This is a genomic window from Paenibacillus sp. O199, assembly GCF_001636635.1.
Taxonomy (GTDB): Bacteria; Bacillota; Bacilli; order Paenibacillales; family Paenibacillaceae; genus Paenibacillus; species Paenibacillus marchantiae.
Genome location: NZ_LGRP01000001.1, coordinates 109973 through 136074, shown reverse-complemented (window position 1 = coordinate 136074; position 26102 = coordinate 109973). Strand labels below are relative to the sequence as shown.

The window sequence follows — 26102 nt, the reverse complement described above, 5'->3', positions numbered from 1 at the left end:
TCCTATAAAAATAGACATTGTTTTACCAAGTGTCTATGTAGTAGACATATCATCGTATCTTAATGATTGGATTGTTACAATTTTAAGCATACAATTATGTTTGTAAACGTCATATAGCACATATGCAAATAGGTGCTATTCAAAATAGTATACTGGAGGATTTAATCATGGGCAAACTTCAAGACAAAGTGGCAATTATTACGGGAGGGGCATCCGGAATCGGCGCAGCGACAGCACGCTTATTCGTTTCAGAAGGAGCCAAAGTGGTCTTGGTGGACCTGAATGAAGAAAAAGGTAAGGCGTTTGAGCAAGAACTGAAAGCGCTTAAAGCTGACGCTCTGTTTATTAAAGCGAACATCACGAGTGAGCAAGAGGTTGCTGAGATTTTCAAAAAAACCGTAGAGGTTTTCGGTAAAGTGGATATCGTATTTAACAATGCAGGAATCGGGCGTGTTCATCCTTCGCATGAGCTTGAATATGCTGAATGGCGCAATACGGTGAATGTAGATCTGGACGGCGTATTCTTGGTCGCGCGTGAAGCAATCCGAGAAATGCTCAAAATTGGCGGAGGGACTATCGTCAACACGGCTTCCATGTACGGATGGGTTGGTTCACCTGGTTCTGCAGCCTACAATGCAGCAAAAGGTGGCGTTGTGAATCTGACTCGTTCACTCGCGCTGGAGTATGCTGAGAAAAATATTCGGGTGAACGCACTTTGCCCAGGCTTCATCGATACACCGATTATTCCAGAAGAGAGCAAACAGGCTCTTTCTTCGGCAACACCAATGAAGCGGCTTGGTCAAGCAGATGAAATGGCCAAAGCCGTACTGTTCCTAGCTAGCGACGATTCATCCTATATGACAGGAAATAGTCTAATCGTGGATGGTGGATACACCGCCCAATAAGAGGAGTAAGTTACGTCCGAAAATGAGGATCTTTAACATATAGAAACGCAACAAAACCTGAAGTATTGACTTCAGGTTTTGTTGCGTTTCAGTTTAAAGTTAACCGATCCGGGAGGGATCCATAGCAATGATGTTATTGAATTTTATTGCACTTACATTATGAACGGGCGATAATCGATCTAATTAAGAATGGTAGAATCTTTTATGAAAGCGTTTTAAAAAAAGATGGTTAGAGAGCTGAAAGGGGAACGAGGATGCTTAGGGTGCTTATAGCAGAGAATGAACCGTGGATAAGGGCGGCTATCGTGGAAATGGTAGAAAGCATTGGTCATGGCATTGAAGTAGTCGGTGAGGCTACAAACGGTCTGGAAGCCTGGTTTATGATACAGCAACTGTGGCCGACAGTACTTATTACCGATATTATGATGCCCGAGATGGATGGGCTCGAATTAATTCAAAACATAGAGGAAGAAAAAATACCAATGGCCACCATCATTATTAGTGGTTACGATAATTTTCATTACGCACAAAAAGCAATTCGATACGGCGTCACAGAGTATTTGTTAAAACCTATTCAGATGGAGTTGTTGAAATCAACCTTGTTAAGAACGATGGAAAAGCTAACGGCTATATCGGAAATGAATCATCATCTGATTCGGATCCAAACTTTTTTTGAGACCGTGAACGAATTGGAACCCATCGTGGGTATGAAAAAATTCAGTGAATTACTGGATGCCATTTTCAAGTTGAAAACAGTCAATCATGGGGCATATCTCAGCTTTTTGCGAATTGTGCAAACGCAACTCAGTGATTTATGGACAGCGACGACTGGAATATCCCGTGAGCTAATCAATGATTTTAAAAGTATGAATGATCAAATGATCCGCCGCCACCTTAGTCAGATGCTGGAATCATGGTTTTTACAGCCGGATCTTAACCGAAAAGAGCATCGTCAACTCGTCACACGCGCTTGCGAATATATTCAATCGCATTACAAAGATGATATTTCCCTTATGGAGATGGCCGCGTATTCTGCGGTGAGTGTCTCCCACTTCAGTCTTTTATTCAAACAATATACTGGAGAATCACTAGTTTCTTATATCAATAACGTAAGGATAGAAAAAGCAAAGAAGCTGCTGCTGAATACCAATGATAAAGTTTATATGATAGCTGAGAATACGGGCTTCTCTAGTCAACCTTACTTTATACGCGTGTTTAAGAGCCTTACTGGCATGACTCCAAGCGAGTATCGGAAACGGATGGGAGGGTGAGCATTGAAGACGTTACTCAGTAGGTTTACACTAAACCAAAAAATGATTGTTGCTTTTATTGGCGTTGCCTTACTTTCAGTACTTGTAATGAATTTTTTATCTAACTTATATTACGGCAGGGCAACTGAAAAAGACTTTTATAATATAGCCGAGGGAACAACCGTTAGCCTTAATCACCAGTTGGATATTTACTTTCAACAAATGGCGAAATCAACGTATACCATGATTGCCGGTCCGCTGCGTTATACCAGTCCCTTATCTGACAATGAAGATTCTGGGCTCATTCAAGAGTGGCTACGGAGTTCCGATCTAAGCACGGAAAAACAAAGAGTCATTAAGGACATTTTAAACAAATACATCTCTTTCAATTATCCGGAAATAGACAACATGTACTTGATGTCATTGGATGATCGAGTGCTACAAGCGCAAGGGAACACCTCTAAAGATGTTGTTGAGACACAGCCATGGTATGGTTTGGATTTTACGGAACATCTACAATTACAGCCCACCTTTTATGTAAAAGGAACCTCTTATCCTGTCTTATCACTCATTATTCCTATTTACGACGTTGAAAACGTAGGGTTGGCGGGAAAGCTCATTATCAATATGAGATTAAGCGAAATCGAGGAAATCATCGGAAAAATGCGCATTGGGCAGACGGGTTATATGTTTATTGTGTCCGAGGATAATTCGGTTGTTTATCATTCCGATTCCTCTTATTTGTCGTTACCAATAGAGAAAACGGGATTGGAAGGATTATCGTTAGGACACAAAAACGAGATCCAAAATTGGAATGGTGAAAAGTACTTACATTCTTACAGTGTATCAGAATTAACCGGCTGGAAGACAGTCGCAATCGTGCCGTTAGATGAAATGGCCTCTGGGCAGCAAATTGCGCGTAACTCGGCGATTATCGCAATGGCTGTGCTTGCTCTGCTTATCTTTGTAACTGTACCGATTCTGGCTACCAGATTTGTTAAGCCGATTACTCAGTTGAAAGCAGCTATGGACAAAGTGCAGAAAGGCGATTTGACAGTCCAGACGAACGTAAAACCTGGGCGTGATGAAATTCAGTTGTTAAATTTGAGTTTTAACCGGATGACCAAAAGACTGGATGAATTAGTGAAGACCGTTACCCAGATGGAAATAAAAGAAGTGGAGCTTCAGCTAATGCAGAAAGAGGCTGTCATCCGAGCGTTACAAAATCAAATTAACCCGCACCTTCTCTACAATACCCTGGACATTATTAAAAGCATTGCTTTCCTGGAAGGTTCCTCACGCGTAGAGCGTATGGCAGATAATTTGGCGTCATTATATCGGTATACGGCCAGATTTGATCAAACAGAAGTAAGTTTAAGCGAAGAACTTGAACAACTATCTAAGTACTTGGATATTATTCACGTCAGATATTCAAAACATTTTGAGAGCAAGCTTTATGTGGATTCCAAGTATCTTGGCATTCGCATCGTCAAATTAACGTTGCAACCGATTGTGGAAAATGCTGTCAAATACGCTGTAGAGCCGAGAAACGGTAAAGCAGCGGTTATCGTCAGTGCATATCCCGACAAAGGGGATTTGATTATTGAAATAGTGGATAACGGACAAGGGATAGAGGAAGAACTTCTGAGCAAACTGCAGCAGGAATTAGCTGATATAACGTATTCAACCGGAAATAACATATCAAAAAAAGACTCGCTTGGACTTGTCAATATTCATAACAGGTTGGTGTTGGTTTACGGAAAAGGTTATGGCGTTCATCTCAGTTCTTTTCCAGGGAAAGGAACTGTGGTATCCATTCGGTTGCCATTTGGATAATCAAATAAAAAGAAAATCAGATAACATATCGTTGGATTGTGCAATTTTCGATATTTTTGAAAGCGTATACTTAAGTCTGTAAAGAACATTGGTAAAGGAGGACGCATATGAACCACAAGGTAATCACAACTATAGTGGCCATTATTTTAGTGATGAGCCTTATAGCAGGATGTTCCGGGAGTAGCGTCAATCAAGAAGGTTCAAACGAACAAGCTGCTGGGGAAAAGCTGACGATTAACATGGCAGTGCAGTATTGGAGTGGATCGAAGTGGGCAGCAGATCATCCCACCATTCAGTATTTGAATGAAAAATTTAATATCGATTTAAAACTGCAATTTATTAATGGTCCTGAATATGCAGAGAAGTTAAAGGTAATGGCAGCTTCTGGGAACCTTCCTGATTTCTATCGGGTTGACCCAGATACGTATCTGAAATGGCAGGGTGAAGGAGCTTTCGTTGATCTTAAGCCATTACTCCCGAACTATTCTAACTTGAGCGAGGCTTTTCCTGCTGATGATCCGGCCGTGACTATCCTTAATCCGATAGACAAAAATTACGGACTGCCAGAAATATCGTGGCTTGCGCGGGACACCATCCAAGTCCGTAAAGATTGGTTAGAACAATTGGGGATACCCGTACCGGATGAAGAACATTTCACCGTTGACCAATTTTATGAAATAGCGAAGGCATTTGTACAGGAAGATCCCGATGGGAATAACCAAAAGGATACGATAGGCTTCTCAAAGGACAATTTGGCATTGAAAAGCGCCTTTGGGCTTGCTAACGAATGGATTGAAAAAGACGGACAACTGATACCACCGCAAGTGCAAATTGAAGAACAAAAAGCCTATCTCGCTTTCATGCGCAAAGCATATGAGGAAGGCGTGTTAGATCAAGATTTCGCGTTGCGTAAATCCAGTGATATTGAGGAACTCCATAAAAGCAATAAACTTGGGTTGTTTACTTATCACAACAACTATCCGGATCTCGTAAGGCAAATTAAAAATAATTTCCCGGACTCGAACCCCGAAATTGTACCTTTGGCTCCGCCGATTGGACCAGAAGGTCAGCGCGGTAATTTGAATTGGACCGTCGGCACCAATAAACAGGTAATCAACGCGAAGGCCAGTAAGGAAAAGCAAGACCGTATTCTGCAAATTCTGGATTGGTGGGTAACGGATGAAGGTACAACTGTCATGAAAAATGGAATTGAAGGTATCCATTATGTGAAAAAGGAAGATGGAAGCTATGAAGTTACGGATCGGTGGGAGCCTGAAATGCCGCGTTATTTAAACAGTAGTTTGTTTAAACGTCCAGGGACGGATTTCAATTTGTATCTGTGGACCGATGAAGAGGAAATGAAACGAAATGAACAATATGCGGAAAACGTGTTGAAATACCAATGGCCTAATGCGGCACCCGGGATTGAATATTATTCGGATACCGCAAAGACGAAGCTTGCGAATTTAAATTTGAAATTCGAAGAGGCGGCATCCAAAATTATCGTAGGAAGAGCTCCCATTGACAGTATTGCAGATGCTTCGGCTGAATGGCTCGCCAATGGTGGTCAAAACATCATAGACGAAGTCAATGAAGCCGCCGCCAAATGACCAGATGAATTAATGGAAGCAGTTCGCAGGAGGAGCAAACGCAATGAATAATCAGGAAATCAGACATTCAGCATCAAGATACGGAGTGTTTTCTCAATCCAGCAAGTTTAAGCGTTATTTGATTCGAGCATTTCCCATCTATGTGATGATCCTGCCAGGTTTGCTTTACTTTTTAATTTTCCGCTATGGTCCGATGGGGGGCATTCTCATTGCCTTTAAGTCCTACAGTCCCTTCAAAGGGGTATGGGGAAGCGAATGGGTAGGTATGGATCATTTTGTACGCCTCTTCACTGAGAAGGATTTTCTTCTGCTACTGCAAAATACACTCTTCCTCAATCTACTTGACGTGCTCGTTGCATTCCCGGCTCCCATCATAGTAGCCATATTGTTAAACGAAGTGAGAAATCGATTTTTCAAAAACACGGTTCAAACGATTTTATACGCCCCACATTTTTTATCTTGGGTGGTCTTATTTAGCTTCGCTCGCCGCCGTTGACCCCACATTGTATGAGGCCGCAAAGGTGGATGGTGCAGGAAAGATGCGCCAAATATGGCATATAACTCTTCCTGCGCTGAAGTCCGTCATATTGATTATGCTCATATTACGGCTTGGCAGCTTTATCGACATTGGATTTGAGCATGTTTTTCTCTTGCAAAACTCGCTGAATTTAAGTGTTTCTGACGTGTTCGATACCTATGTGTACCGACAGGGTCTCGTGCAGGGCGACTTCAGCTACTCGTCAGCCATTGGTCTGTTCAAGTCGGTTGTCGGGATTGTAATGGTCGTTACGGCAAATACGATCGCCAAACGTCTTGGAGAGGAAGGGGTTTACTGATGAATGCAAGATTAACGGTTGGAGAAAAAGTATTTAGAACGGTTATATATATCTTGCTGCTGCTTGCCTCTGTCTTTATTCTTCTGCCGCTCCTTTACGTCACCGTCACTTCATTTGCACCACAAAGCGATTATTACTCAAGGGGCTTCTTTCTCTTACCAAGTAAATGGACCTTCGAGGCGTATCAATATTTGCTGTATAATCCTGGTTTCCTTGATGCTTTTAAAAATTCGGTCATTATTACAGTGGTCGGTACATTTATCAATATTACAGTCACTTCGCTGATGGCCTATGGGTTATCCGTGCAATGGTTAAAAGGCAGAACAGTAATCAACTTTATGGTGCTCTTTACAATGTTGTTCGGTGGAGGCTTGATTCCCACTTACCTGGTGGTCAATGGGTTGGGGTTAGTAGATACCTTTTGGGCTATTTGGCTTCCCGCAGCGGTTTCTCCTTTCAATGTAATTGTCATGCGCAGTTTTTTTGGTTCGATTCCCATGGAATTGAAGGAATCAGCACGCATTGATGGCTGTGGGGAATGGCGTTTACTCGGTACGATCATTCTTCCTCTAGCCAAGCCCGCGATTGCGACATTTACATTGTTTTATATGGTAGGAAACTGGAATACCTATTTCTCGGCAATTATTTACTTCAATGATAATTCGAAATGGCCGCTCCAAGTCTTCTTGCGACAGATGTTAATCATTAATGATGAACAGATCGGTCAATTGGCTGAGCCGATATTCTCATATACGCCATCGGCTCGGATGGCTGCGATTCTGATAACGGCATTACCATTGCTGATCGTTTATCCCTTTTTGCAAAAGCACTTCGCACAGGGGATGCTGTTAGGTTCGGTCAAAGGATAATGTGTGAACGATAGAATGATTACAACGATATATCAAGCAAGGTATTCTACGGAACGAATAGGAAGGGAAGAACGCATAATGCAGACCGAACAAGTACCAACACACTTAACCTTCAGTCTTACGTCGCCGCCCGCAGCCCAAACAGCAGACAGTATAGCCCTTTTGTGGGATAAGCCCGCATCTTACGGCGTGGAACGCTACGAGGTGTATGTGAACAATTCCCTCGCTGCAACCACTAAGAACACAGACTACACTTTGCAAGGTCTTGCACCTGAACACGAGTATTTTATATATGTTCTTACGTATATGTCGACAGAGGAACCGCTGCAAAGCAACACGATATGCATCATAACAAGGCCTCAACCCCAAGTGTTTGATATTGCAGCCTACGGCGCAGTGGGAGACGGCGAAACGTTGAACACATCGGCAATCCAATCTGCTATCGACGCCTGCAGCCAAGGCGGCCTAGTAACTATTCCCGAAGGTGTGTTTCTGACTGGAGCCATATACCTTAAAAGCGACATGACCCTATATCTTGAAGAGGGAGCAGTATTGCTTGGCAGTCCCGATACAGAGGACTACCCTCTCTTGGAATCTCGTTGGGAGGGGTTGCAAAGAACATGTTACGCCAGCCTTGTTAACACACAGGATACGCAGGGTGGTCGTTTAAGCAACATCACCATCGCTGGTCCCGGTAAAATAGATGCCAACGGCAGCGCACTTCGCAAAAAAGAGTTATCGGAAGTTGCGGGCAAACCGGGGTCAGCCATATGTATCCGAAATACTGATAATGTGTACATCCACGGGGTCACCGTGCGTCAATCTTCCTTTTGGTGTGTGCATATAGTCTACTGTAATGGCGTAAGTGTCAACGGTGTAGGCATTCACACAAAATATGACGAAGAGGGCAACCTGTATGAAGGTATTGTGAACGGCGACGGGCTGGATCCCGATTCCTGCAGTGACGTATATATCTTTAACTGCCACATCGCAAGCCAGGATGACGGTATTGCCATCAAGTCCGGTCGAAACGCCGAGGGTAGAGCAGTAGGCATTCCGACGGAGAATGTGCGTATCAGTAACTGCCGCTTTACCAGCGGTTTCGGGGTGGCTATGGGCAGTGAGATGTCCGGCGGTGTGCGTAACGTCTTGGTAGAAGACTGCGAGTTCCATAATGTCTTCAGTATCGCTAGCGTTAAAGCCATCCGTGGTCGAGGTAATGTGATCGAAAATATTACTTACCGGGACTGCACATTCACCAACCAAAATCTTGAACTTCAAGATACCCAATGGTTCCGTGGGGCATTGTATGTGGACCAATTCTACGGCGATTTGATTTTTGATCCGCATGGAACCCAGCCTAAGAATGAGGAAACTCCGGTCATTCGAAATATATTGTTCCAGAACATCACATTGGATACGGTTGCCGGTAACGCTATCTATCTCACTGGCCTAGTAGAGAGTCCGCTTGAGAATATCCGCCTTGAAAACATCACTGCCGTTGGCAAGCATGGCTTTATAGCGAATAACATCCGCGGACTTGTGCTGGATCACGTCACGGTGAATGCCCGAGAGGGAGAGGCCATGCGATTTGTAAATGTAAATTAACAGCTGCATAATAATCGCAATTTGCTAGGATACTTCGATCTGGAAGTCCTGTCAATACAAATGTGGGGGAAAGTCAATGACCGACTTAACATGGAAGGCGAGATGGATCTGGGGCGGCGATGAGGACAGTCCACGCAATGAGTGGAGACGTTTCCGTAAGAACTTTGATGTTACGGACAACGCCGAGGAAGCGGTGCTGCGCATCAGTGCGGACTCTCGTTATATAGCGTATGTAAATGGGATCTGCATTGGACGCGGCCCTATCCGGTCGTGGCCAGCGCAACAGTTTTATGATACACATCGCATCGGACATCTGCTTAAACCCGGAGGCAAAAATACGCTCGCAGTGCTTGTCATGCATTACGGCGTATCTAATTTTTACTACGTTAGAGGACGTGGCGGTTTACTTGCGGAGATTACACTGAACGGAGAGGTGATAACGGCGACAGATGATTCGTGGCGAACGGAAAAGCATGGCGCACATTTAATCTCGCCGCGGATGTCATGCCAGCAAGCATTCGCTGAGGTATTCGACGCAAGAGCAGGGGAGGAAGGTTGGAAAGAGTCATCATTTTGTGATTCGTCATGGTCGTTAGCTGACGTCGTGGGGCCAGTAGGTGCTGGACCTTGGAAAACACTCATCCCCAGAGATATTCCAATCCTTACAGAGGAAAAGTTGTATCCATCGCGCGTCGAGTCCTTACAGCGTGTAAAACCACCGGCTTGGAACGCGGCAATTGATCTCCGCAACGCCATGGTTCCGAGCTCGGCTGATCATGCCAATCAGATTCAGTATATCGGGTATATTGCAACGATGCTCGTTGTTCCCGAGACAGGTAACATTACATTAGGATTTCCCAACACGGCACGCAAAGAGCGGGTATGGATCGACGGACAGCTAGTCCAAGATTGGTACGGAGTATTCCCGGAGCGGTATTTTGATGTGCATCTGGATGCAGGGGAGCACTTCCTTCTTATGGATGTATCCGAGCAGGACCATGGTGGTACGTTCCACATTGCCGCTGATACATCAATACCCTTTTCCTTCCAATGCCCATTGCATGGGGGAGAAACGCCATTTGTGCTGGTCGGACCTTTCGACGAAGTGATCTGCATCGACACGCTGCAGGAGCGTCATGTGAATTCATATGATCCGCACTTCAATCAGTCCGCTGGTGCAGCATCAATGCTCGAATTAGAGCCAGTACGAGAGTGGATTCGACCGCTGGCTTCCTTATATTACACCGAACACGATGTATTCGGAGCAAATGTGTGGCGTCCTATAGCGGAGTCGTACGCGGTGCCGCAGCAACTAGAGCGTTGTCTGCTGGCAACACCGGAGTACGCCGAGTTGCCTCGATTCATGGACAGTGATATGGAGCTTATTATCGATTTTGGCAAGCAACGTTCCGGGTTTCTCGGGTTCGAAATTGAGGCAACGAAGGGAACCGTCATCGATTTCTATGGCATTGAGTATATGAAGGGGGAATATCGTCAACATACTTACTCTCTCGACAATACACTCCGTTTTATTAGCAGCGGCGGAAGGCAGCGTTATGAATCACCGATCCGTCGAGGTTTACGATATGCGGTGCTGACGATACGTGGAGCAATAGATCCGGTCAAGCTGTATGAGACTTATATAGTTCAAAGCACGTATCCCGTAACGGAGGTTGGTTCGTACCAATGCTCAGATCCGCTGCTAAACGACATCTGGGAAATTAGCCGACACACGACACAACTGTGCATGGAAGACACATTTGTTGATTGCCCGGCATATGAGCAGACATTTTGGATAGGCGACAGTCGCAATGAAGCACTTGTTAACTATTATGTTTTTGGGGCCACTGATATTGTGAAGCGTTGTCTACGCCTTGTGCCGGGCTCGAAGTATCAATCACCACTTTATCTTGATCAGGTTCCCAGCGGCTGGAACAGTGTCATTCCGAACTGGACATTTCTCTGGACAATCGCCTGCTTGGAATATGTCGAGCACACTGGGGACCGAGAGTTTGCGGCTGAGATGTGGCCAAATGTATGTTATACACTGGAACATTACTTACAGCATCTCAACAAAGAAGGACTATTGGAGATACGAGCATGGAATCTGCTGGATTGGGCACCGATCGATCAACCGAATAACGGTGTCGTGACTCATCAGAATCAGTTGCTTGTCATGGCTCTGCGTCAGGCTGTAAAACTCGCAACCGAAGCGGAAATCTCCACAGCGGATCCCTTGAAATTCGAGCAGGCCGCATCATCACTCGCTCAGGCAATCAACGAGAGGTTGTGGGATGATGAGCAGAGCGCATATATCGACTGCATCCACGCAGATGGCCGCCGTTCCGATATCTTCAGTATGCAGACGCAGGTCATCGCCCTGTTATGCGGTGTCGCCGAAGGTGACCGGAAAGAACAATTGGAAAATTATTTAGATAAACCGCCTGTCTCTTTCGTTCCGAGCGGCAGCCCATTTATGTCGTTCTTTTATTACGAAGCACTGGAGGCGATGGGACGTGAACAGGTCATGTTGGGCGACATTCGCCAAAACTTCGGGAGAATGATCGAGCATGGAGCAACGACTTGTTGGGAGATGTACCCGAACTTCAAGGAAAACCGGGCCAATCCTGACCAGCTTACGCGTAGCCATTGCCATGCATGGTCTGCCGGACCTGCCTATTTCCTGGGGCGAAGCGTGCTCGGGGTGAAGCGCGATGCATTAGGCTGGTCCAAAGTGCGTATCGAACCGGTGCCATGTGGATTGAGCTGGGCTCGGGGAGCGGTACCGCTGCCAGGCGCTGGGACAATCGAGGTGGATTGGCGCATTGAAGATAATACGATGTTTCTCAGGATAACCGCTCCTGAAAATATCGAACTGGATATTCGGTTGCCGAATGGAATGACAGGTAGCATTACTTCTGTCAGGACCAAGAGGCTGTCTTATCCCGCTGATTAATGAATAGTAGGTAACCTGCCAGAAGGCAAACATGTATGATCTTATGAAGGAAGTCGCCAATTTGATAGTCTCCCCTTAAGTTGACCGTGTGACTACTTGGAGGGGAGGACAGGATAAAATGTTGGGAGATAAAAACAGCCTCCCAATGAAAGCCGCAAATTGCGGCTTTTTTTCGTCCATATATTTGCAAAACTTGATACATATGCTATGTTTACAATGAAAGCGCCATCATGAGTGAACAGAGGGATCATTCTTTATCATATTTTAAAATGGGAAGGAAGATGATGATGATGATTTTGCTCAAAAAGACAGGCGTATTAATGCTGGCATTGACTCTGCTTCTTGGATTGATGACAGTACCCGTTCATGCAGATTCCCCACTTTTTACGATCGAAAGCGAAAACGCTTTACTTTCCTCCGATCTTCAAGTGACGACAGAAATTTACGGACAACCCAAGCCCGGATTTTCTGGAAGTGGATTTGTCTGGATGCAGAATTCCGGCACGATAACCTTCACTGTGACTGTCCCCGAAACAGGCATGTATGCAATTTCTACCCGATACATGCAGGAGCTTAGTGCCGACGGCCGACTTCAATATCTATCCGTTAATGGTGTTACCAAGGGCTCATATATGCTGCCATACACAACAACATGGTCTGATTTCAATTTTGGTTATCAGAAGCTGAATCAGGGAAGCAACACGATTCAACTGAAGGCTGGTTGGGGCTTCGCTTATTTCGACACCTTCACTGTGGACTATGCCAATCTTGATCCCCTGGATGTTGAGCCTGTCCTTACTGATTCTCAAGCCACACCGGAAACACAACTTCTGATGAATTATTTAACGGAGGTTTATGGCAATCATATTATCTCAGGTCAACAGGAGATATACGGTGGTGGAAACGATGGCAATACGGAGTTGGAGTTTGATTGGATTCATAATTTAACCGGAAAGTATCCGGCTATCCGCGGATTTGATTTTATGAACTATAATCCGCTCTACGGATGGGAAGACGGCACAACCGATCGAATGATCGATTGGGTGAATAACCGGGATGGAATTGCGACAGCTTCCTGGCATATTAATGTACCCCGAAATTTCACGACCTACCAGCTTGGTGACCATGTGGATTGGAAAGAGGCTACTTATAAACCAACAGAAACCAATTTTAATACAGCCAACGCCGTAATTCCTGGTACGAAAGAATATCAATACGTAATGAGTACGATTGATGATCTGGCGGAACAACTGTTGATTCTGCAAGATAACAATGTGCCCGTTCTTTTCCGTCCTTATCATGAGGCGGAGGGCAACGGTGGGTTAAATGGAGAAGGCGCCTGGTTCTGGTGGGCTTCCGCAGGTGCAGATGTGTACAAACAACTGTGGGATATGCTCTACACTGAACTTACAGAGACCTACGGTTTGCACAACTTGATTTGGACTTACAACAGCTACGTATATAACACTTCTCCTGCATGGTACCCTGGTGACGATCGGGTAGATATTGTCGGCTATGATAAATACAATACGATCTACAACCGCACTGACGGGTTGTCCGGCGTACCGAATGAGGATGCCATTACCTCGATCTTCTATCAACTGGTTGATTTAACGGGCGGCAAGAAAATGGTGGCCATGACGGAGAATGATACCGTCCCAAGTGTACAGAATCTGACAGAGGAAAAATCAGGATGGCTCTACTTCTGCCCGTGGTACGGCGAGCATCTCATGAGTTCAGCCTTTAATTATCCGGCAACTCTGAAAACGCTTTATCAAAGCGATTATGTCATTACGCTGAATGAACTGCCTAATTTGAAGGTTAACAATCCAACATCAAACGCGTCCCTCACACCTACAACCGTTGAATTTGACAAACATACGCCCAATCCAAGCGACAAGGCCATAACCGTGAACTTTAACGGTAATACGTTAACCGGTCTACGGATAGGTACCTCTGCATTGACTGCAAATCAGGATTATACGTTAAGCGGAAGTACGTTACTGCTGAAAAAAGAATTCTTAGCCGGACTGCCGGTTGGCGAACATTCCATCGTTTTTGATTTTAATCAAGGGCAAGATCCTGTATTAAAAGTTAAAATTGTTGATTCAACACCAAGCACAAGCGCTGTAATTTCGCCCGTGAATGCAACATTTGATAAAGCAGCGAATCTAGCACAGGATGTTTCCTTGACTCTTACCTTAAACGGAAGACAGCTTACAAGCATAACGAATGGGAATTATACACTTGTATCAGGCCAGGATTATACGGCATCAAGCAATGCCATCGTTCTGCGCAAATCCTACCTTTCCACGCTGCCGCTAAGCCAAAATACGATAACGTTTCATTTTAATGGAGGAAATAACGCTGTTCTAACAGTAAACGTAGTGGACAGCAGTGTTTCTGTACCCTCTGGGAATTTGACGATCCAAGCCTTTAACGGCAATACAAGTGTGTCCACCAACGGAATCTCACCTAAATTCAAAGTGGTCAATACCGGTAATTCGGCGATTCAGTTAAGTGATGTAAAGCTCCGGTATTACTATACGATCGACGGGGAAGAAGCACAGAGTTTTTGGTCTGACTGGGCCAGTATCGGAAGTGCAAATGTAACCAGCAAATTCGTTAAATTGGCAACGCCAGTTGCCGGAGCGGATTATGTTTTGGAAGTTGGTTTTACGAGTTCTGCCGGAACGCTTAATGCCGGACAAAGCGCAGAAATTCAAGCACGTTTCTCCAAAAATAACTGGTCCAATTACAACCAGGCTAACGATTACTCGTTTAAGGCATCGAGTACTCAGTTCGCAAACCATGAACAGGTTACCGGCTATATCAACGGTCAACTGGTTTGGGGAATTGAGCCGTAAGCAGGCAAGCATAATAAAGGTTGGAGCGGGGATATCCCTACTCCAGCCTTTTTCTGTTGGGACGGCTGAAAGCCGCGAGAAACGAATATAAAGAGGAGTATACGAAAGGAACATGTTATGATAGGGAGGATGCTAATTTTTCAGAAGGAGATCAAAATCAATGGTTGTAAAAAAGTGGTTAGGTGCTTTACTTTTTATTCTGGCGACCATCCTGTTTACAGGCTGCTCACTCGAAACGGTTTCATTAAATGGCTCATCTCAAGAGAATGCAACTCTAACGCAATTTGATGAAGTAGCCAAGTATATTTCGGAGCATAATGAACTCCCGGAAAATTATATAACCAAGAAAGAAGCTAGAGAATTAGGATGGGAGCCTAGTAAAGGTAATTTGGAAAAAGTGGCTCCAGGCAAAAGCATTGGCGGTGACGTATTTCAAAATCGAGAAGGGCTGTTGCCCAAGAAAAAAGGAAGGACTTGGTACGAAGCAGATATTAACTATTCGGGAGGAACGCGGGGCAGTGATCGGATTTTATACTCCAATGATGGATTAATCTATAAAACAACCGATCATTATCGTACGTTCGAGCAAATCGAATAGAGAAAGGGTGATCATATGAAGACAGTAGTCATCAATGGAAAGGACATTCATGGAAAAGAAGAGTTACATGATGTACTTCAGACCAGTCTTGAGTTAGGTCAAACGTATGGGCGGAATTTGGACGCATTATGGGATTGCCTAACTGGATTTCTTCCTATGCCACTTACCATTCAGTGGATTGATTTTGAGGCAAGTCGGAAGTCTCTTGGAGAGTACGCAGATCAGTTGTTGGATCTGATGCATGAAGCTGAAGAAGAGCTGGAAGGATTTACATTGGACTTAAAAAATTAATTACTACTTGGTACGAGGCAATAAGATGGATCCATTGAAAGTCGCTATTTTAGCGGCTTTTTTTTGTTTTGTTGGTACGAAATCTTGTCCCAAATGAGAAGATCAACACATGTCTGGATTTTTTATAAGCAGAAGACATAATGTGTTTTAAACGGATTGAGAATAGCATTTTTGTTCATGTAATTTAGTTAACTAGTTTACAATAAAATAGATTATAATATGAAATATTTTATGAGCACATGAGTAGCATTTAAATTGGATAAAGGAACCAAAGCGATAATTTATCAGCTTCAGGTCAAATGAATAGACAAAATGGTTCGTTTCGCTTAATTCTAGCATGATTTTTAAAACAAACGTTAGTATTCTAAGATATAGACATTATCACGTTAACATTTGACAATGATAATCTTTATCAATTATTATTGTTTATAGGTAAATAATAATACGTTTGACGTCATTTTATTTATCTTAACTATTAATATGATTGAAGGGAGATTTTCTTATGTCAAATAAAAATGCCCGTATTGCTATCATTGGTGGAGGTCCTTCTGGATTAACGCTTGCTCGAATTCTGCAGCAAAATGGAATGAAAGCTACTGTATATGAGCGTGAACCATCCTCCAACTCTCGTCAACAAGGCGGCACACTTGATATGCATCCTGAGTCAGGTCAATATGCATTGGAGGTAGCTGGACTGATAAAAAAATTCGAAGTGAATGCTCGTTATGAAGGCCAGGACTTACGGCTTCTAGATAAAACCGGAAAAGTCTATTGGGACGAAATATCAGGTCCCGAAGATAACCATAGACCTGAGATAGATCGTGGCGTACTTCGCAAATTGTTATTGGATTCTATTGAACCAAACACAATAAAATGGGGCCATCACCTAAAAAGTATAAATTCACTAGACAACGGTCAGCTTGAGTTGCATTTTGAGAATGAGCATACAGAACTTGTAGATCTTGTTGTTGGTGCTGACGGTGCTTTTTCAAGAGTTCGCGAGTTTCTCTCGGATGTGCAGCCGATCTACACGGGAATAAGCGCGGTTGAGATGGGGATATCAAATGTTGATGAAATTCACCCGGATTTAGCTGAATTCAACGGGAAAGGGAGTATGTTTGCATTCCAAGATCAAAAAGCGATTATGGCTCAGCTTAATGGTGACGGCCGCATCCGAGTTTATTTGGCTTTCAGGATTGAAAAAGAATGGCTGGATAATTGCGGTATTAAATTTGAACAACCAACAATGGCAAAAGAATCTCTGCTCCAATTATTATCCGATTGGAGTGATGACTTGAAAAATTACATTCGTTATTCTGATGGCGAGATGTTGCCTCGTAGAATCTATATGTTGCCAATCGACCACAGCTGGACGCATAAGGACGGGGTCACTCTCATAGGAGATTCTGCGCATTTAATGTCTCCATTTGCAGGAAAAGGAGCGAATATTGCGATGCTTGATGCAGCTGAGTTAGGCTTATCTCTTGCTAATCACAGCGATCTAAAAACGGCTTTAGAGCACTACGAGAAAAAAATGTTTGCATATAGCTCTAAAGCAACACTGGAGTCAGATATGAATCTTAAGCTCAGCTTCTCACATAATGCAGCACATAAGTTTCTGGATATTATCCTTAGAGATTCGACAGGGAAACTTAGAGAGGTAAAAACAAGATCTTAATAATTATCTTGATCTAGATCAGAGCCAGCATTATTCTGCAGCAATTGGTAAATAATATAATTTAAAACCAAGGGAGAATAACTGGCATGCATCGTAAGCAAAATTTAAAAATGAAAAAAGTAGATTTAGCGCATTTAGAACAATATAGTCAACTGTTACGCTATGTATTTCAAGTTACTCATAATGATCTTCACAAACATGGCTGGAAAGAAAGCGAAATTCTCCATGAAAAATCACCTGTCTTACAACAAGCAGATGTACTTGGATGGTTTGATGGAGAAAAACTGATTTCTCAGGTATCCATATATCCATTTGAAGTTCGGATATTTAACGAAACATACGCTATGGGTGGCGTCACTGGTGTGGGGACTTTTCCGGAATATTCGGGTCAAGGCTTAATGAATAAACTGCTGCTGCAAGCTCTCACCAATATGCGTGGACAGAAACAATCCATTTCTTACTTGTATCCTTACTCCATACCGTATTATCGCCGTAAAGGGTGGGAGATCATTTCTGATAAAATCGTGTTTGAGGTTCAAGACTTCCAATTACCCAAAAACAAACCTGTTCCTGGTGATGTGGCACGTGTCGAACCCGACAGCGAAGATGTGAAGGTGGCTTATGAACGCTTTTCAATGCAAACCCATGGAGCCATGCTGCGGAAAGAACTTGCGTGGAGTGAGTATTGGCGATGGGATTCAGATGATTTAACTGCAGCTGTCTATTATGGAGAAGACGGTCAACCGGATGGCTACATTTTATATTGGATTGAAGAAGAAGTGTTCCACGTCAAAGATATGATCTTCATTCATGAAGAGGCACGCAGTGGACTGTGGAATTTCATTAGTGCACATTTTTCAATGATATCTAAAGTGGTAGGCAATATTCATACCGATGAACAGCTTGCCTTTTTGCTGGAAGATGCGGATATTAAGGAAACCATTTCACCTTACTTTATGGCACGGATCGTGGACATTGAGCAATTTATCTCAAAATATCCGTTCAAACCCGCAGCGATGGATAGAGAGTGGACGTTTACGTTGCAAGATCCGTTGCTGTCTTGGAATCAAGGCACATTTACTCTACAGATTGAACCGAATGGAAGCGGAAGAGTAATTCGGAGTCAAAGTCGACGTAGTGAAGATAGCATAAGTATCCAAACCATGACGACCATGTTGTTAGGTTATAAGCGTCCTGAGTATTTGCATAAGATTGGCCGTATTAAATGTGATCCAGAAACGCTTGATTTGTTAGAAGATGCTATTGAGCAGCAGGCGCCTTACTTTTCGGATTACTTTTAATATTCAAAGTAATGATCAGCATTCCCTGATGAATGATGAATTGGCAATATCTCGTTCTCCGTCTGGAGACCTCTGTTTAAAATTAAAACAACCAGTATAGATGTTATCCATACTGGTTGTTTTTTGATTTTCATTCCATGATGTCTCAATAAATCAGACTAGATATATACATAAATCGTAGCAAGATATGCGCTTGTTTAAGAAGGTACGACCATCTCTGCGAGTGTATCCGACAACCTTTGTTTTGCTTTTTCCGATGCGGCAGTCAGCGGCAGACGCAGTTTTGCAGAAGCAATCAGCTGTTGCTGAGCCAGCCACCATTTGATCGAGGCTGGAGCAGGCTCTGCAAACACGTCACTAATCAGCGGTTGCAGTTGCTTAAAGCTGTCTCTTGATGCATTCACGTCACCAGATACAAAGCGTTGATACACGTCCACATACCTTTGGGTATGAATATTGGCAGAGGCCACCATCCCGCCTGCGGCACCTTGACATAGCATCGCATGGAAATACGCATCCTCGCCGCAAAGTACAGGCTTCGTCTCATATTGGGTTAGCGCCAGCAGCAGATCCAAACCGCCAGTGCTGTCCTTCAGGCCAATAACCCCATCCAGATCCATGACTTTTCTCATTGTATCCAAGGTCATGCGACTACCGGTTCGAGCCGGAATCTCATAGACTAGAATCGGCAATCCTGTCCGGGACGCGTTGGAAAAATGCTCAAGAATTCCTTCTTGCGTCGGTCTGTTGTAATAAGGAGTGACCACCAGAGCAGCATCTGCTCCTAATTCAGCGGCCATTTCGGTCCGATGAACCGTCGAATAGGTATCATTGGTTCCTGTTCCCACGACGAGGGGAATGGTTTTGTTCAGACTTATCAAAATCTCTTTCGTTACTTCCACCATCTGCTTTACTTCATCCCAGGAGACAGTCGGAGATTCTCCTGTCGTGCCGTTTACGACCAATCCCTGAATGTCGTGTTTGGCAAGATGGGTAACATATTTGCGATACGATTCAATGTCGAGTTTGTGGTCATCCGTAAAAGGGGCAATTACCGGTATATAAATTCCTTGAACATGTTGTTCGTTCATCATAATCAACTACCTCTTCCCGTTATATTGAAACTAATGTAACATAGGAACCAGCATCACAGTTACCTATAACAAATGATAGTTGTCATCAATATTTTCGATGAGGTGAGCAAGTTGGATTTAATCTATCTTCAGACGTTTAGAGAAGTCGCAATTCGCGAGAGCTTCACCAGAGCTGCAGAGGTGCTGGGTTATGCACAATCCAGTGTTACTACGCAAATTCAGAAGCTGGAAAAAGCATATCAAGTCAAACTGTTTGAACGCTATAGCAATAACAAGATTCGTCTGACTTCTGCCGGGGAAGAGCTGTTCAAGCTTGCCGGACAGATGTTGGAATTGTTTGAGCAGTCCAAGGAAAAAATGGCGAAGCAGGGTGGTGGCTCCTTAACGATCGGTACGATGGACTCTATCGCTTCTTACTTTTTACCTCCATATATGCAAGCCACCCGTAAGGAATACCCGGATCTGAACATACGACTGCATACGAATCGTGAGGGGTTAATTTTGCATCAGGTCAGGGAAGGTGAAGCCGATATTGGACTTATTCTCGCAGATGATTCGAGCGATCCGGCTTTGCAGTGGATTACCATTCGCCAAGAACCGCTTTTGCTGATCGTCCATCCGCAGCATCCGCTGATCGCCAAAACGCAGATTGAATTGAATGATCTAAAGGATATGGAATGGATCATGCCTGAAGATACCTGTAATTACAGGCAGCTGCTTGAAAGAGTGCTTCGCGCAAATTCAATCCCTTATCGGATCGGTCTGGAACTTGGCAATCCGGAAGCGATCAAAAGAAGTATTAAGTCAGGTGAGGGTATTTCGATTCTGCCGCAAATGGCTGTAATGGAAGAAATCGAGAGGGGGGAGCTGAAAGCCTTACCCCTTGAACATGCAGAGCTTCAACTCGAAATTCAACTCGTTCTTCATCCGAAAAAGTGGGTATCCAACGCACTGCACGATTTTATGGAAAGCTTGAAAAAGTAAAGAATTGATCGCTGTTTAGCAGCATTATATCCGCTTTTTCTGTAATTTCTTTAGCCAACTCCAGGATAAATATGTTAATATAAGATCCCATAAAATCAGCGAGCCACATCAAAAGGGCTCGCTGATTTATATTTGAACGCAAATAAAGGAGGCGCTACATGAGTTCCATTCTAAACGTTATAGAAAAGCTGAAATTGAATGTCTTGAATATTGAAAATGTTCCGGAATCATTTAGTTCTGATGTATATAAACTTACTCTTCTTAGTGGAGAAGACGTATATGTTAAGATTCCATATAACAAGGATAAGCTATTTCGCGAATTTCAGATGCTTGAAATATTGAAGGACGTCATACCTGTTCCTAAGGTATTGGACATTTGGTATGGGGATGAAAGTAATACTGGAGCATTGCTTCTCTCTGCAATTCAAGGGGTGCCTTGTACAGAAAATATGGATGAAAAGCTATCTTTTCAAATGGGTGTATATCATGCAATGCTTCATGAGGTAAAAACTCCAGGATATGGATACCATTCGACAGATGGATTTAATATTCTTGACCAAAATAATTGGAGACTACATATCAAAAATAATTTTGAAAAGTGGAAAGAGCCCTGCAAAGAGCTCCTCGAACCAGCATTGTATGAACGATGTATTCTTCATTTTGATGGCGTGTTCTCTGCTTTACCTGATCCTGACGGACCCTGTTTTGTACATATGGATTTTCGACCTGGAAATATATTGGTGAATGGTAACAAGGTTACTGGCATTATTGATTTTGAGAGTGCTCGGGGTGGCTCCTCTGAAATAGACTTTACTAAAATCAATAGATATATTTGGGAAGTAAACCCGAGAACGAAGTCCCAGTACTTCGAAGGTTATCAAACCATTCGGAACATGTTAAATCTCGAAATCGTATTGCCGTTTTATAATTTCTATGATGCTTTCAGTGCCGTTGTTTGGTGTAAAAACAGAGGAGTTGAAAGAAATCAATCGTTCCTTCAGGAAAGTATAGAAGTATTGAAGAAATCAGTCAGTTACTGATTATTGATGGCTTTTTCCTAAATTGAATGAATCCATTCGGAAATGTCATTGATCACGTTCTTATCTACGTGCTGTGCAACTTTGTACTCTTTTTTCATTTTTAATATTTCTCCATAAACAGCTGGCATAAATAAATGATTTAAGTTGGGATAAAGTTTAAACGTTACGTTTGGTTTTTCACCCAATAGGTCTTTGTAAACCTTAAAATCTTTGTCTACGGATACATGGAAATCTTGATCTCCTTGCAAAATGAGTACGGGTTTATCTAATACGTTAAGGTAATTAATGGAGGGATGTTCTCCCATCTCTTTGAAGTAGAAGGCTCTAGAATATTTCCCCAAAACCACAGTTGATTTCGCTTCTTCATCACTTAATTTATAAATTTTATCAAACTTAGCTGATAGTGCTGCTATTTGTTTCTTCGCAATCATTTTCAAAAACTTATTTAATGAGTCTAAAACATCGTTGTTTTGATCCATTAGAATCTCTTCTAACTTGCGTGGAGACCCACCCATAATAATGATCCCAGCAAAATGTCCACCTTCTGCATCAATTCGTGGAGCTAACATCCCGCCTAAACTATGACCTATAATGAATATTTGGTTGGTATCAATACGTGGGTCTTTGCGCAATAAATCTGCTGCGAGGATAGCATCTTCAATCGTTTCTTCTTTAACGGATAAGCCGGTATCGTTTTTCATTTCTTTTCCATAGACGAATGTTCTTTTGTCATATCGCAGCACGGCGATTCCTTTGTCTGACAACCCTTCGGCGAGGTCTTTAAAAGGGAAGTTATTCCCCACCTTTTCATCCATATCTGCAGGGCCAGAGCCATGTACTAGTACCACTGCCGGAACTTTTGATGAGCAATCCTCCGGCAGTGACAAAATTCCATTTAGAGGATAATTCGTTTCTTTGCCAATGATTAGTTTTTCGTTCATTCCCATAACCTCCAATTAACATGTTTCTTCTAAAAAATGATTCATTTTCTGAACTAGTCGTTGATATTCGGGAACTTCACATAAAGAATCGAATGCTGGATTCATCAGCACATCCCTCATCATGCTATTCTTTATAACCTGCTCGCTGCGGGGAGCGGCGACGTCGAAATCTTTCAGCCACGGATCAATCAGATCAAAAAAGGAATCTCCATGAAGCTCAAAAGGAAAGAATCCTTCCATGCAGGTTTCCACATATTTTTCAAGTAGTTCAATCGATTTTTCGGGTGATTTGTTCACGCAATATAGATGAGCGCCTAGTGCGTAAAGCAGAATGACATTGTTGGGATTTAGCCGTTTCATATCAAAAATCCGTGCAAAATCGGACGCTCTCATAAAAGCTGCTTCGGCTTTTTCGATATTATTAATATTTAGTTGTAGGACGTTCAGTAGCCCTTGAAAGACTGCCATTACGTGTTGATACAGTTCAGCCTGCAAGGTTTCTTTGGCTTTGCCGATGTTGCCCATAAGCTGATATGCCTGTGAAATTAACACGCCCTTTGGCATCACGGGCCGGACAGTCTCCCCAAGTAAATCTAAGACAGGCTGAGGGCTCCTTAACGCAAGATGACAAACCGACTGATACAAAATCGCATCGTTGGAAAGGTGCATATCGCCACTTTCGCCCTGAATCCGTTCACACAGGGTCACGCTTTCGTTAAGAAGAGTCTCTTTTTGCTCTTGTGTTCTTGCCAGCGTGAAGTGATTTGTGTACAGCTTAACCATTTGCAATAAAAGCGGAAAGCAGGCGTAATATTTTTTGATGATCGCCGTACATTCAGCGATTACCTCATCAAAAGGAAGGGCAGCAAAATCATTTGCCAGTCGGGTGTAAAGCTTTGCGATGTCCGACTGCTCCATTTGCGGGGAATAACCCATCAATTCATCAATGCTAATGTTAAAATAGGCCGCAAGCCGTGGCAGAAATGTGATGTCAGGATAGCTTTGTCCCGTTTCCCACTTGGAAACAGACGCTTTGGAAACACCGATAAATGCAGCAACCGCATCCTGTGTTAATCCTTTTTCTCTGCGTTTTGCTACAAGGATCGATGCTAAATTAATTTCGTTCATCAACGTCACCTCTGCTTATGATTATACGGTTTATAAAATAAACTCCCAAGCGACTTGTCGTTGACTTGTGTTAAAAAAATCAACCATTGGGAAACTTGATAGGTAAGGGTAAAATCTCGCTAAGGAGCAGAACAAATGAGGAAAGTATTGAACATCTTTGTTAGTTGTACTGTTATTTGTATTCTAACGCTAAATCTAAGCGCTTTAGTCAATGCAGAGCCTAACACAGTGAATGAGGAGGAGTTTAAACCTTTATCTTTGACGTTACTTAATCCATCCATACAAATGGCGATTACTCAGTATTATCAAAAAATTCAGAAGCCGCAACCAAGTTATGGTTTAGTCCACACAATCCTCCAAATGCGAAGGAGTTTATTACATTCGACATCGATACACGTAAGGTTAAGTTAATCAAATATATCCATAGGAGCGACTAACTATTGTTCATGACATGGTCCGAAGTATTTAGAAATATGCTATACTGGCAACGTAAAAGGGAGGTGCTTTACTGATGGAGAATCTGTTAAGATTGTCTGTGACTTGCTTCACTTGTGCAAAGCCAGTATTGGAGAAGCGTTACTTTGCATGGGGTTAAATCTTTTCTAACGCTAAATAAGCTTTTCTAATATTTTGGCTTTGCACCTTATTTTCAAAAATAAGGAGTGAAGCAGAGTGAAATATACAAACGCTAAAAAAATATTGCCCGAAAAGTTAATAATAATGATTCAAGAGTATGTCCAGGGAGAGACGATTTACATTCCGAAACAGGAAAAGGAATATAATCATTGGGGAAGTTTGAGTGGCGGAAGACAATGGTTAGATCACCGAAATGCCACTATTAGACAAGCCTTTAAGAATAATAGCAGCGTTGAGCAGCTTGCTAAGGACTACTTTCTCTCTATCGAAACCATTAAGAAAATTGTTTATTCCAAAAATAAGTAGTACACGGCACTGATGAAGAAATTCATCAGTGTTTTTTATGTCAAAAACGATTCTAACTTATTGTTTTCATTTAAATAGCTTATTGCACTCTTTACAATAGGATTAGGCAGAAGAGGAGTCGATACAGTGAGAGAAAATGTAACTTTTGATCTGGATTCAAATCGGGAATACTGGACCATTGGAGAGAGCAGTACTTCATTGGACATAATTAAGAGAGCGAGGAAACAGTAAATATGAATGAACCAAAAAGCAGAAGCAGACATCTGATCGATCAGGAGATAATAAGTGCAATTGATTTAATACCAGCCACCGATCTTTCCGCTGCCACACTAATGGAAGCACGGAAAAGTCAAACAAAAATGATGCAGCAAATCGATGTAACGCAGCTGTTTCCAGTCACATTCGAAGAAAGGGCGGTTCCAAGTTATTTTGGTGGTCCTGATATTCGTATCGAAATTATTAAACCCCTCCAACCAAAGAACAGTAAGATGCCGTTATATTATTCGATTCATGGTGGGGGAATGGTTATGGGCAGTCCGGTCGGTGAACGCCAAAGCAATGCGGCACTGGCTGTGCAACATGGTTTTTGCTGTGTATCTGTTTACTATCGGCTAGCGCCAGAACATATTCAGCCAAGTCAATTACAGGATTGTTATTCCGGCCTGAAATGGTGCATCGAGCATGCCGAGGAATTAGGGATAGATACCGAAAAAGTCGCTCTTGCAGGCAGCAGCGCCGGTAGTGGATTAGCAGCGGGGTTAGCCCTGTACATTCGCGACCAGAAGGAATTCGACATCCATCATCTAAGACTGCGCAGCCCAATGCTCGATGACCGTACAAGTATTTTGCCAGACCATCCTTATGCCGGCGAGTTTGTTTGGACCAAAAAAAGCAATTATTTCGGCTGGAAATCTGTCTTAGGTCACGAACCCGGACAAGAGGAAACAAGTGAATATTACGTGCCAGCGCGTGCAAAATCTCTTGCCGGTTTACCACCCACTTATATGAGCATAGGCAGCATTGATTTGTTCATAGATGAAACCTTATTATTTGCCAAACAACTTGCCTTTGACGGTGTTTTGATCGAATTGCAAGTACTTCCTGGATATCATCATTTGGCGCCAATGTTTCCGAATGCACATTTTTCTCAAATAGGTGCCACCTCTAGTGAGTATGCCTTGTTGAAAGCTCTGGAGTTACTTTGATTATAAGACTAATTTAGAGGTCGAATCGGAACCGAGACAATAGGGTGGAAGCAGTACAAATGACACAAGTTAGAGTGTTGAAAGATAAAAGTCGCATTAATGCGGCTTTTTTTGTTTTGTCGTGGGGCAAGAACCAGACCTTTTGCCGTCCAACCATAGTTTA

Annotated in this window: 19 protein-coding genes and 1 pseudogene; 17 read left to right on the top strand and 3 right to left on the bottom strand. The window is 43.0% G+C overall.

Annotated features, from left to right (window positions below; genetic code table 11):
* Nucleotides 1–167: 167 nt before the first annotated feature.
* From A6049_RS00560 to A6049_RS00500, 13 genes and pseudogenes are all read left to right on the top strand, one after another.
* Nucleotides 168–905 (top strand): SDR family NAD(P)-dependent oxidoreductase, encoded by a 738-nt coding sequence (locus tag A6049_RS00560; RefSeq protein ID WP_063562730.1) that lies wholly within the window; start codon nucleotides 168–170, stop codon nucleotides 903–905.
* Nucleotides 906–1159: 254 nt separating this feature from the next.
* Entirely contained in the window at nucleotides 1160–2176 is a 1017-nt protein-coding gene (locus A6049_RS00555; protein WP_063562729.1) for a response regulator transcription factor, read from the top strand.
* 3 nt (nucleotides 2177–2179) lie between these two features.
* On the top strand, nucleotides 2180–3991 hold the full coding sequence (locus A6049_RS00550) for a cache domain-containing sensor histidine kinase (RefSeq protein ID WP_063562728.1): 1812 nt from the start codon (nucleotides 2180–2182) through the stop codon (nucleotides 3989–3991).
* A gap of 107 nt (nucleotides 3992–4098) precedes the next feature.
* Nucleotides 4099–5601, top strand: coding sequence for an extracellular solute-binding protein (locus A6049_RS00545; RefSeq protein WP_063562727.1), 1503 nt, complete (start codon nucleotides 4099–4101; stop codon nucleotides 5599–5601).
* Between the two features lie 43 nt (nucleotides 5602–5644).
* Nucleotides 5645–6437, top strand: a pseudogene (locus A6049_RS34515) (ABC transporter permease).
* Nucleotides 6437–7306 (top strand): carbohydrate ABC transporter permease, encoded by an 870-nt coding sequence (locus tag A6049_RS00535; protein ID WP_063562726.1) that lies wholly within the window; start codon nucleotides 6437–6439, stop codon nucleotides 7304–7306. Before A6049_RS34515 ends, A6049_RS00535 begins: the two are co-directional and overlap by 1 nt.
* 78 nt (nucleotides 7307–7384) lie before the next feature.
* A complete protein-coding gene (locus A6049_RS00530; RefSeq protein ID WP_063562725.1) occupies nucleotides 7385–8914 on the top strand; it encodes a glycoside hydrolase family 28 protein in 1530 nt (509 codons plus the stop codon).
* Nucleotides 8915–8990: 76 nt separating this feature from the next.
* Nucleotides 8991–11870 (top strand): family 78 glycoside hydrolase catalytic domain, encoded by a 2880-nt coding sequence (locus A6049_RS00525; RefSeq protein WP_063562724.1) that lies wholly within the window; start codon nucleotides 8991–8993, stop codon nucleotides 11868–11870.
* A 287-nt stretch (nucleotides 11871–12157) separates the two neighbouring features.
* Entirely contained in the window at nucleotides 12158–14737 is a 2580-nt protein-coding gene (locus A6049_RS00520) for a glycosyl hydrolase (RefSeq protein ID WP_063562723.1), read from the top strand.
* Nucleotides 14738–14897: 160 nt separating this feature from the next.
* Nucleotides 14898–15335, top strand: coding sequence for a ribonuclease (locus A6049_RS00515; RefSeq protein WP_063562722.1), 438 nt, complete (start codon nucleotides 14898–14900; stop codon nucleotides 15333–15335).
* Between the two features lie 15 nt (nucleotides 15336–15350).
* Nucleotides 15351–15626, top strand: a complete 276-nt coding sequence (locus A6049_RS00510; protein ID WP_063562721.1) for a barstar family protein — start codon at nucleotides 15351–15353, stop codon at nucleotides 15624–15626.
* 502 nt (nucleotides 15627–16128) lie between these two features.
* Nucleotides 16129–17304: an FAD-dependent oxidoreductase gene (locus tag A6049_RS00505; RefSeq protein ID WP_063562720.1), complete on the top strand. Its 1176-nt coding sequence runs from the start codon at nucleotides 16129–16131 to the stop codon at nucleotides 17302–17304.
* A gap of 86 nt (nucleotides 17305–17390) precedes the next feature.
* A complete protein-coding gene (locus tag A6049_RS00500) occupies nucleotides 17391–18605 on the top strand; it encodes a GNAT family N-acetyltransferase (protein ID WP_063562719.1) in 1215 nt (404 codons plus the stop codon).
* Nucleotides 18606–18802: 197 nt separating this feature from the next.
* On the opposite strand, the gene dapA is transcribed toward A6049_RS00500, so the two are convergent.
* The gene (gene dapA, locus A6049_RS00495; protein ID WP_063562718.1) at nucleotides 18803–19699 is read right to left on the bottom strand and encodes a 4-hydroxy-tetrahydrodipicolinate synthase; all 897 of its coding nucleotides are present in this window, start codon (nucleotides 19697–19699) and stop codon (nucleotides 18803–18805) included.
* A 111-nt stretch (nucleotides 19700–19810) separates the two neighbouring features.
* Between dapA and A6049_RS00490 the strand changes: the two genes are divergently transcribed.
* Nucleotides 19811–20683, top strand: coding sequence for a LysR family transcriptional regulator (locus A6049_RS00490; protein ID WP_063562717.1), 873 nt, complete (start codon nucleotides 19811–19813; stop codon nucleotides 20681–20683).
* Between the two features lie 158 nt (nucleotides 20684–20841).
* Nucleotides 20842–21723, top strand: a complete 882-nt coding sequence (locus A6049_RS00485) for a phosphotransferase family protein (RefSeq protein WP_063562716.1) — start codon at nucleotides 20842–20844, stop codon at nucleotides 21721–21723.
* Nucleotides 21724–21740: 17 nt separating this feature from the next.
* Here A6049_RS00485 and A6049_RS00480 read toward each other — a convergent pair whose 3' ends face one another.
* On the bottom strand, nucleotides 21741–22664 hold the full coding sequence (locus A6049_RS00480; protein WP_063562715.1) for an alpha/beta hydrolase family protein: 924 nt from the start codon (nucleotides 22662–22664) through the stop codon (nucleotides 21741–21743).
* Between the two features lie 15 nt (nucleotides 22665–22679).
* Nucleotides 22680–23792 (bottom strand): helix-turn-helix domain-containing protein, encoded by a 1113-nt coding sequence (locus A6049_RS00475; RefSeq protein ID WP_063562714.1) that lies wholly within the window; start codon nucleotides 23790–23792, stop codon nucleotides 22680–22682.
* 672 nt (nucleotides 23793–24464) lie between these two features.
* On the opposite strand from A6049_RS00475, the gene A6049_RS00470 reads away from it, so the two are divergent.
* Complete coding sequence (locus A6049_RS00470; RefSeq protein ID WP_063562713.1) at nucleotides 24465–24734, top strand: CD3324 family protein; 270 nt, start codon at nucleotides 24465–24467, stop codon at nucleotides 24732–24734.
* Between the two features lie 233 nt (nucleotides 24735–24967).
* On the top strand, nucleotides 24968–25939 hold the full coding sequence (locus A6049_RS00465; protein WP_063562712.1) for an alpha/beta hydrolase: 972 nt from the start codon (nucleotides 24968–24970) through the stop codon (nucleotides 25937–25939).
* The last annotated feature ends 163 nt before the right edge of the window (nucleotides 25940–26102 follow it).

Excerpts from the sequence above, each read along its gene's own strand:
- A6049_RS00485 (WP_063562716.1), top strand. The coding sequence starts at position 20,842 with ATGAGTTCCATTCTAAACGTTATAGAAAAGCTGAAATTGAATGTCTTG.
- A6049_RS00560 (WP_063562730.1), top strand. The coding sequence starts at position 168 with ATGGGCAAACTTCAAGACAAAGTGGCAATTATTACGGGAGGGGCATCC.
- A6049_RS00545 (WP_063562727.1), top strand. The coding sequence starts at position 4,099 with ATGAACCACAAGGTAATCACAACTATAGTGGCCATTATTTTAGTGATG.
- A6049_RS00475 (WP_063562714.1), bottom strand. The coding sequence starts at position 23,792 with ATGAACGAAATTAATTTAGCATCGATCCTTGTAGCAAAACGCAGAGAA.
- A6049_RS00555 (WP_063562729.1), top strand. The coding sequence starts at position 1,160 with ATGCTTAGGGTGCTTATAGCAGAGAATGAACCGTGGATAAGGGCGGCT.
- A6049_RS00525 (WP_063562724.1), top strand. The coding sequence starts at position 8,991 with ATGACCGACTTAACATGGAAGGCGAGATGGATCTGGGGCGGCGATGAG.
- A6049_RS00515 (WP_063562722.1), top strand. The coding sequence starts at position 14,898 with ATGGTTGTAAAAAAGTGGTTAGGTGCTTTACTTTTTATTCTGGCGACC.
- A6049_RS00530 (WP_063562725.1), top strand. The coding sequence starts at position 7,385 with ATGCAGACCGAACAAGTACCAACACACTTAACCTTCAGTCTTACGTCG.
- A6049_RS00480 (WP_063562715.1), bottom strand. The coding sequence starts at position 22,664 with ATGAACGAAAAACTAATCATTGGCAAAGAAACGAATTATCCTCTAAAT.
- A6049_RS00465 (WP_063562712.1), top strand. The coding sequence starts at position 24,968 with ATGAATGAACCAAAAAGCAGAAGCAGACATCTGATCGATCAGGAGATA.
- A6049_RS00505 (WP_063562720.1), top strand. The coding sequence starts at position 16,129 with ATGTCAAATAAAAATGCCCGTATTGCTATCATTGGTGGAGGTCCTTCT.
- A6049_RS00500 (WP_063562719.1), top strand. The coding sequence starts at position 17,391 with ATGCATCGTAAGCAAAATTTAAAAATGAAAAAAGTAGATTTAGCGCAT.
- A6049_RS00520 (WP_063562723.1), top strand. The coding sequence starts at position 12,158 with ATGATGATTTTGCTCAAAAAGACAGGCGTATTAATGCTGGCATTGACT.
- dapA (WP_063562718.1), bottom strand. The coding sequence starts at position 19,699 with ATGATGAACGAACAACATGTTCAAGGAATTTATATACCGGTAATTGCC.
- A6049_RS00535 (WP_063562726.1), top strand. The coding sequence starts at position 6,437 with ATGAATGCAAGATTAACGGTTGGAGAAAAAGTATTTAGAACGGTTATA.
- A6049_RS00510 (WP_063562721.1), top strand. The coding sequence starts at position 15,351 with ATGAAGACAGTAGTCATCAATGGAAAGGACATTCATGGAAAAGAAGAG.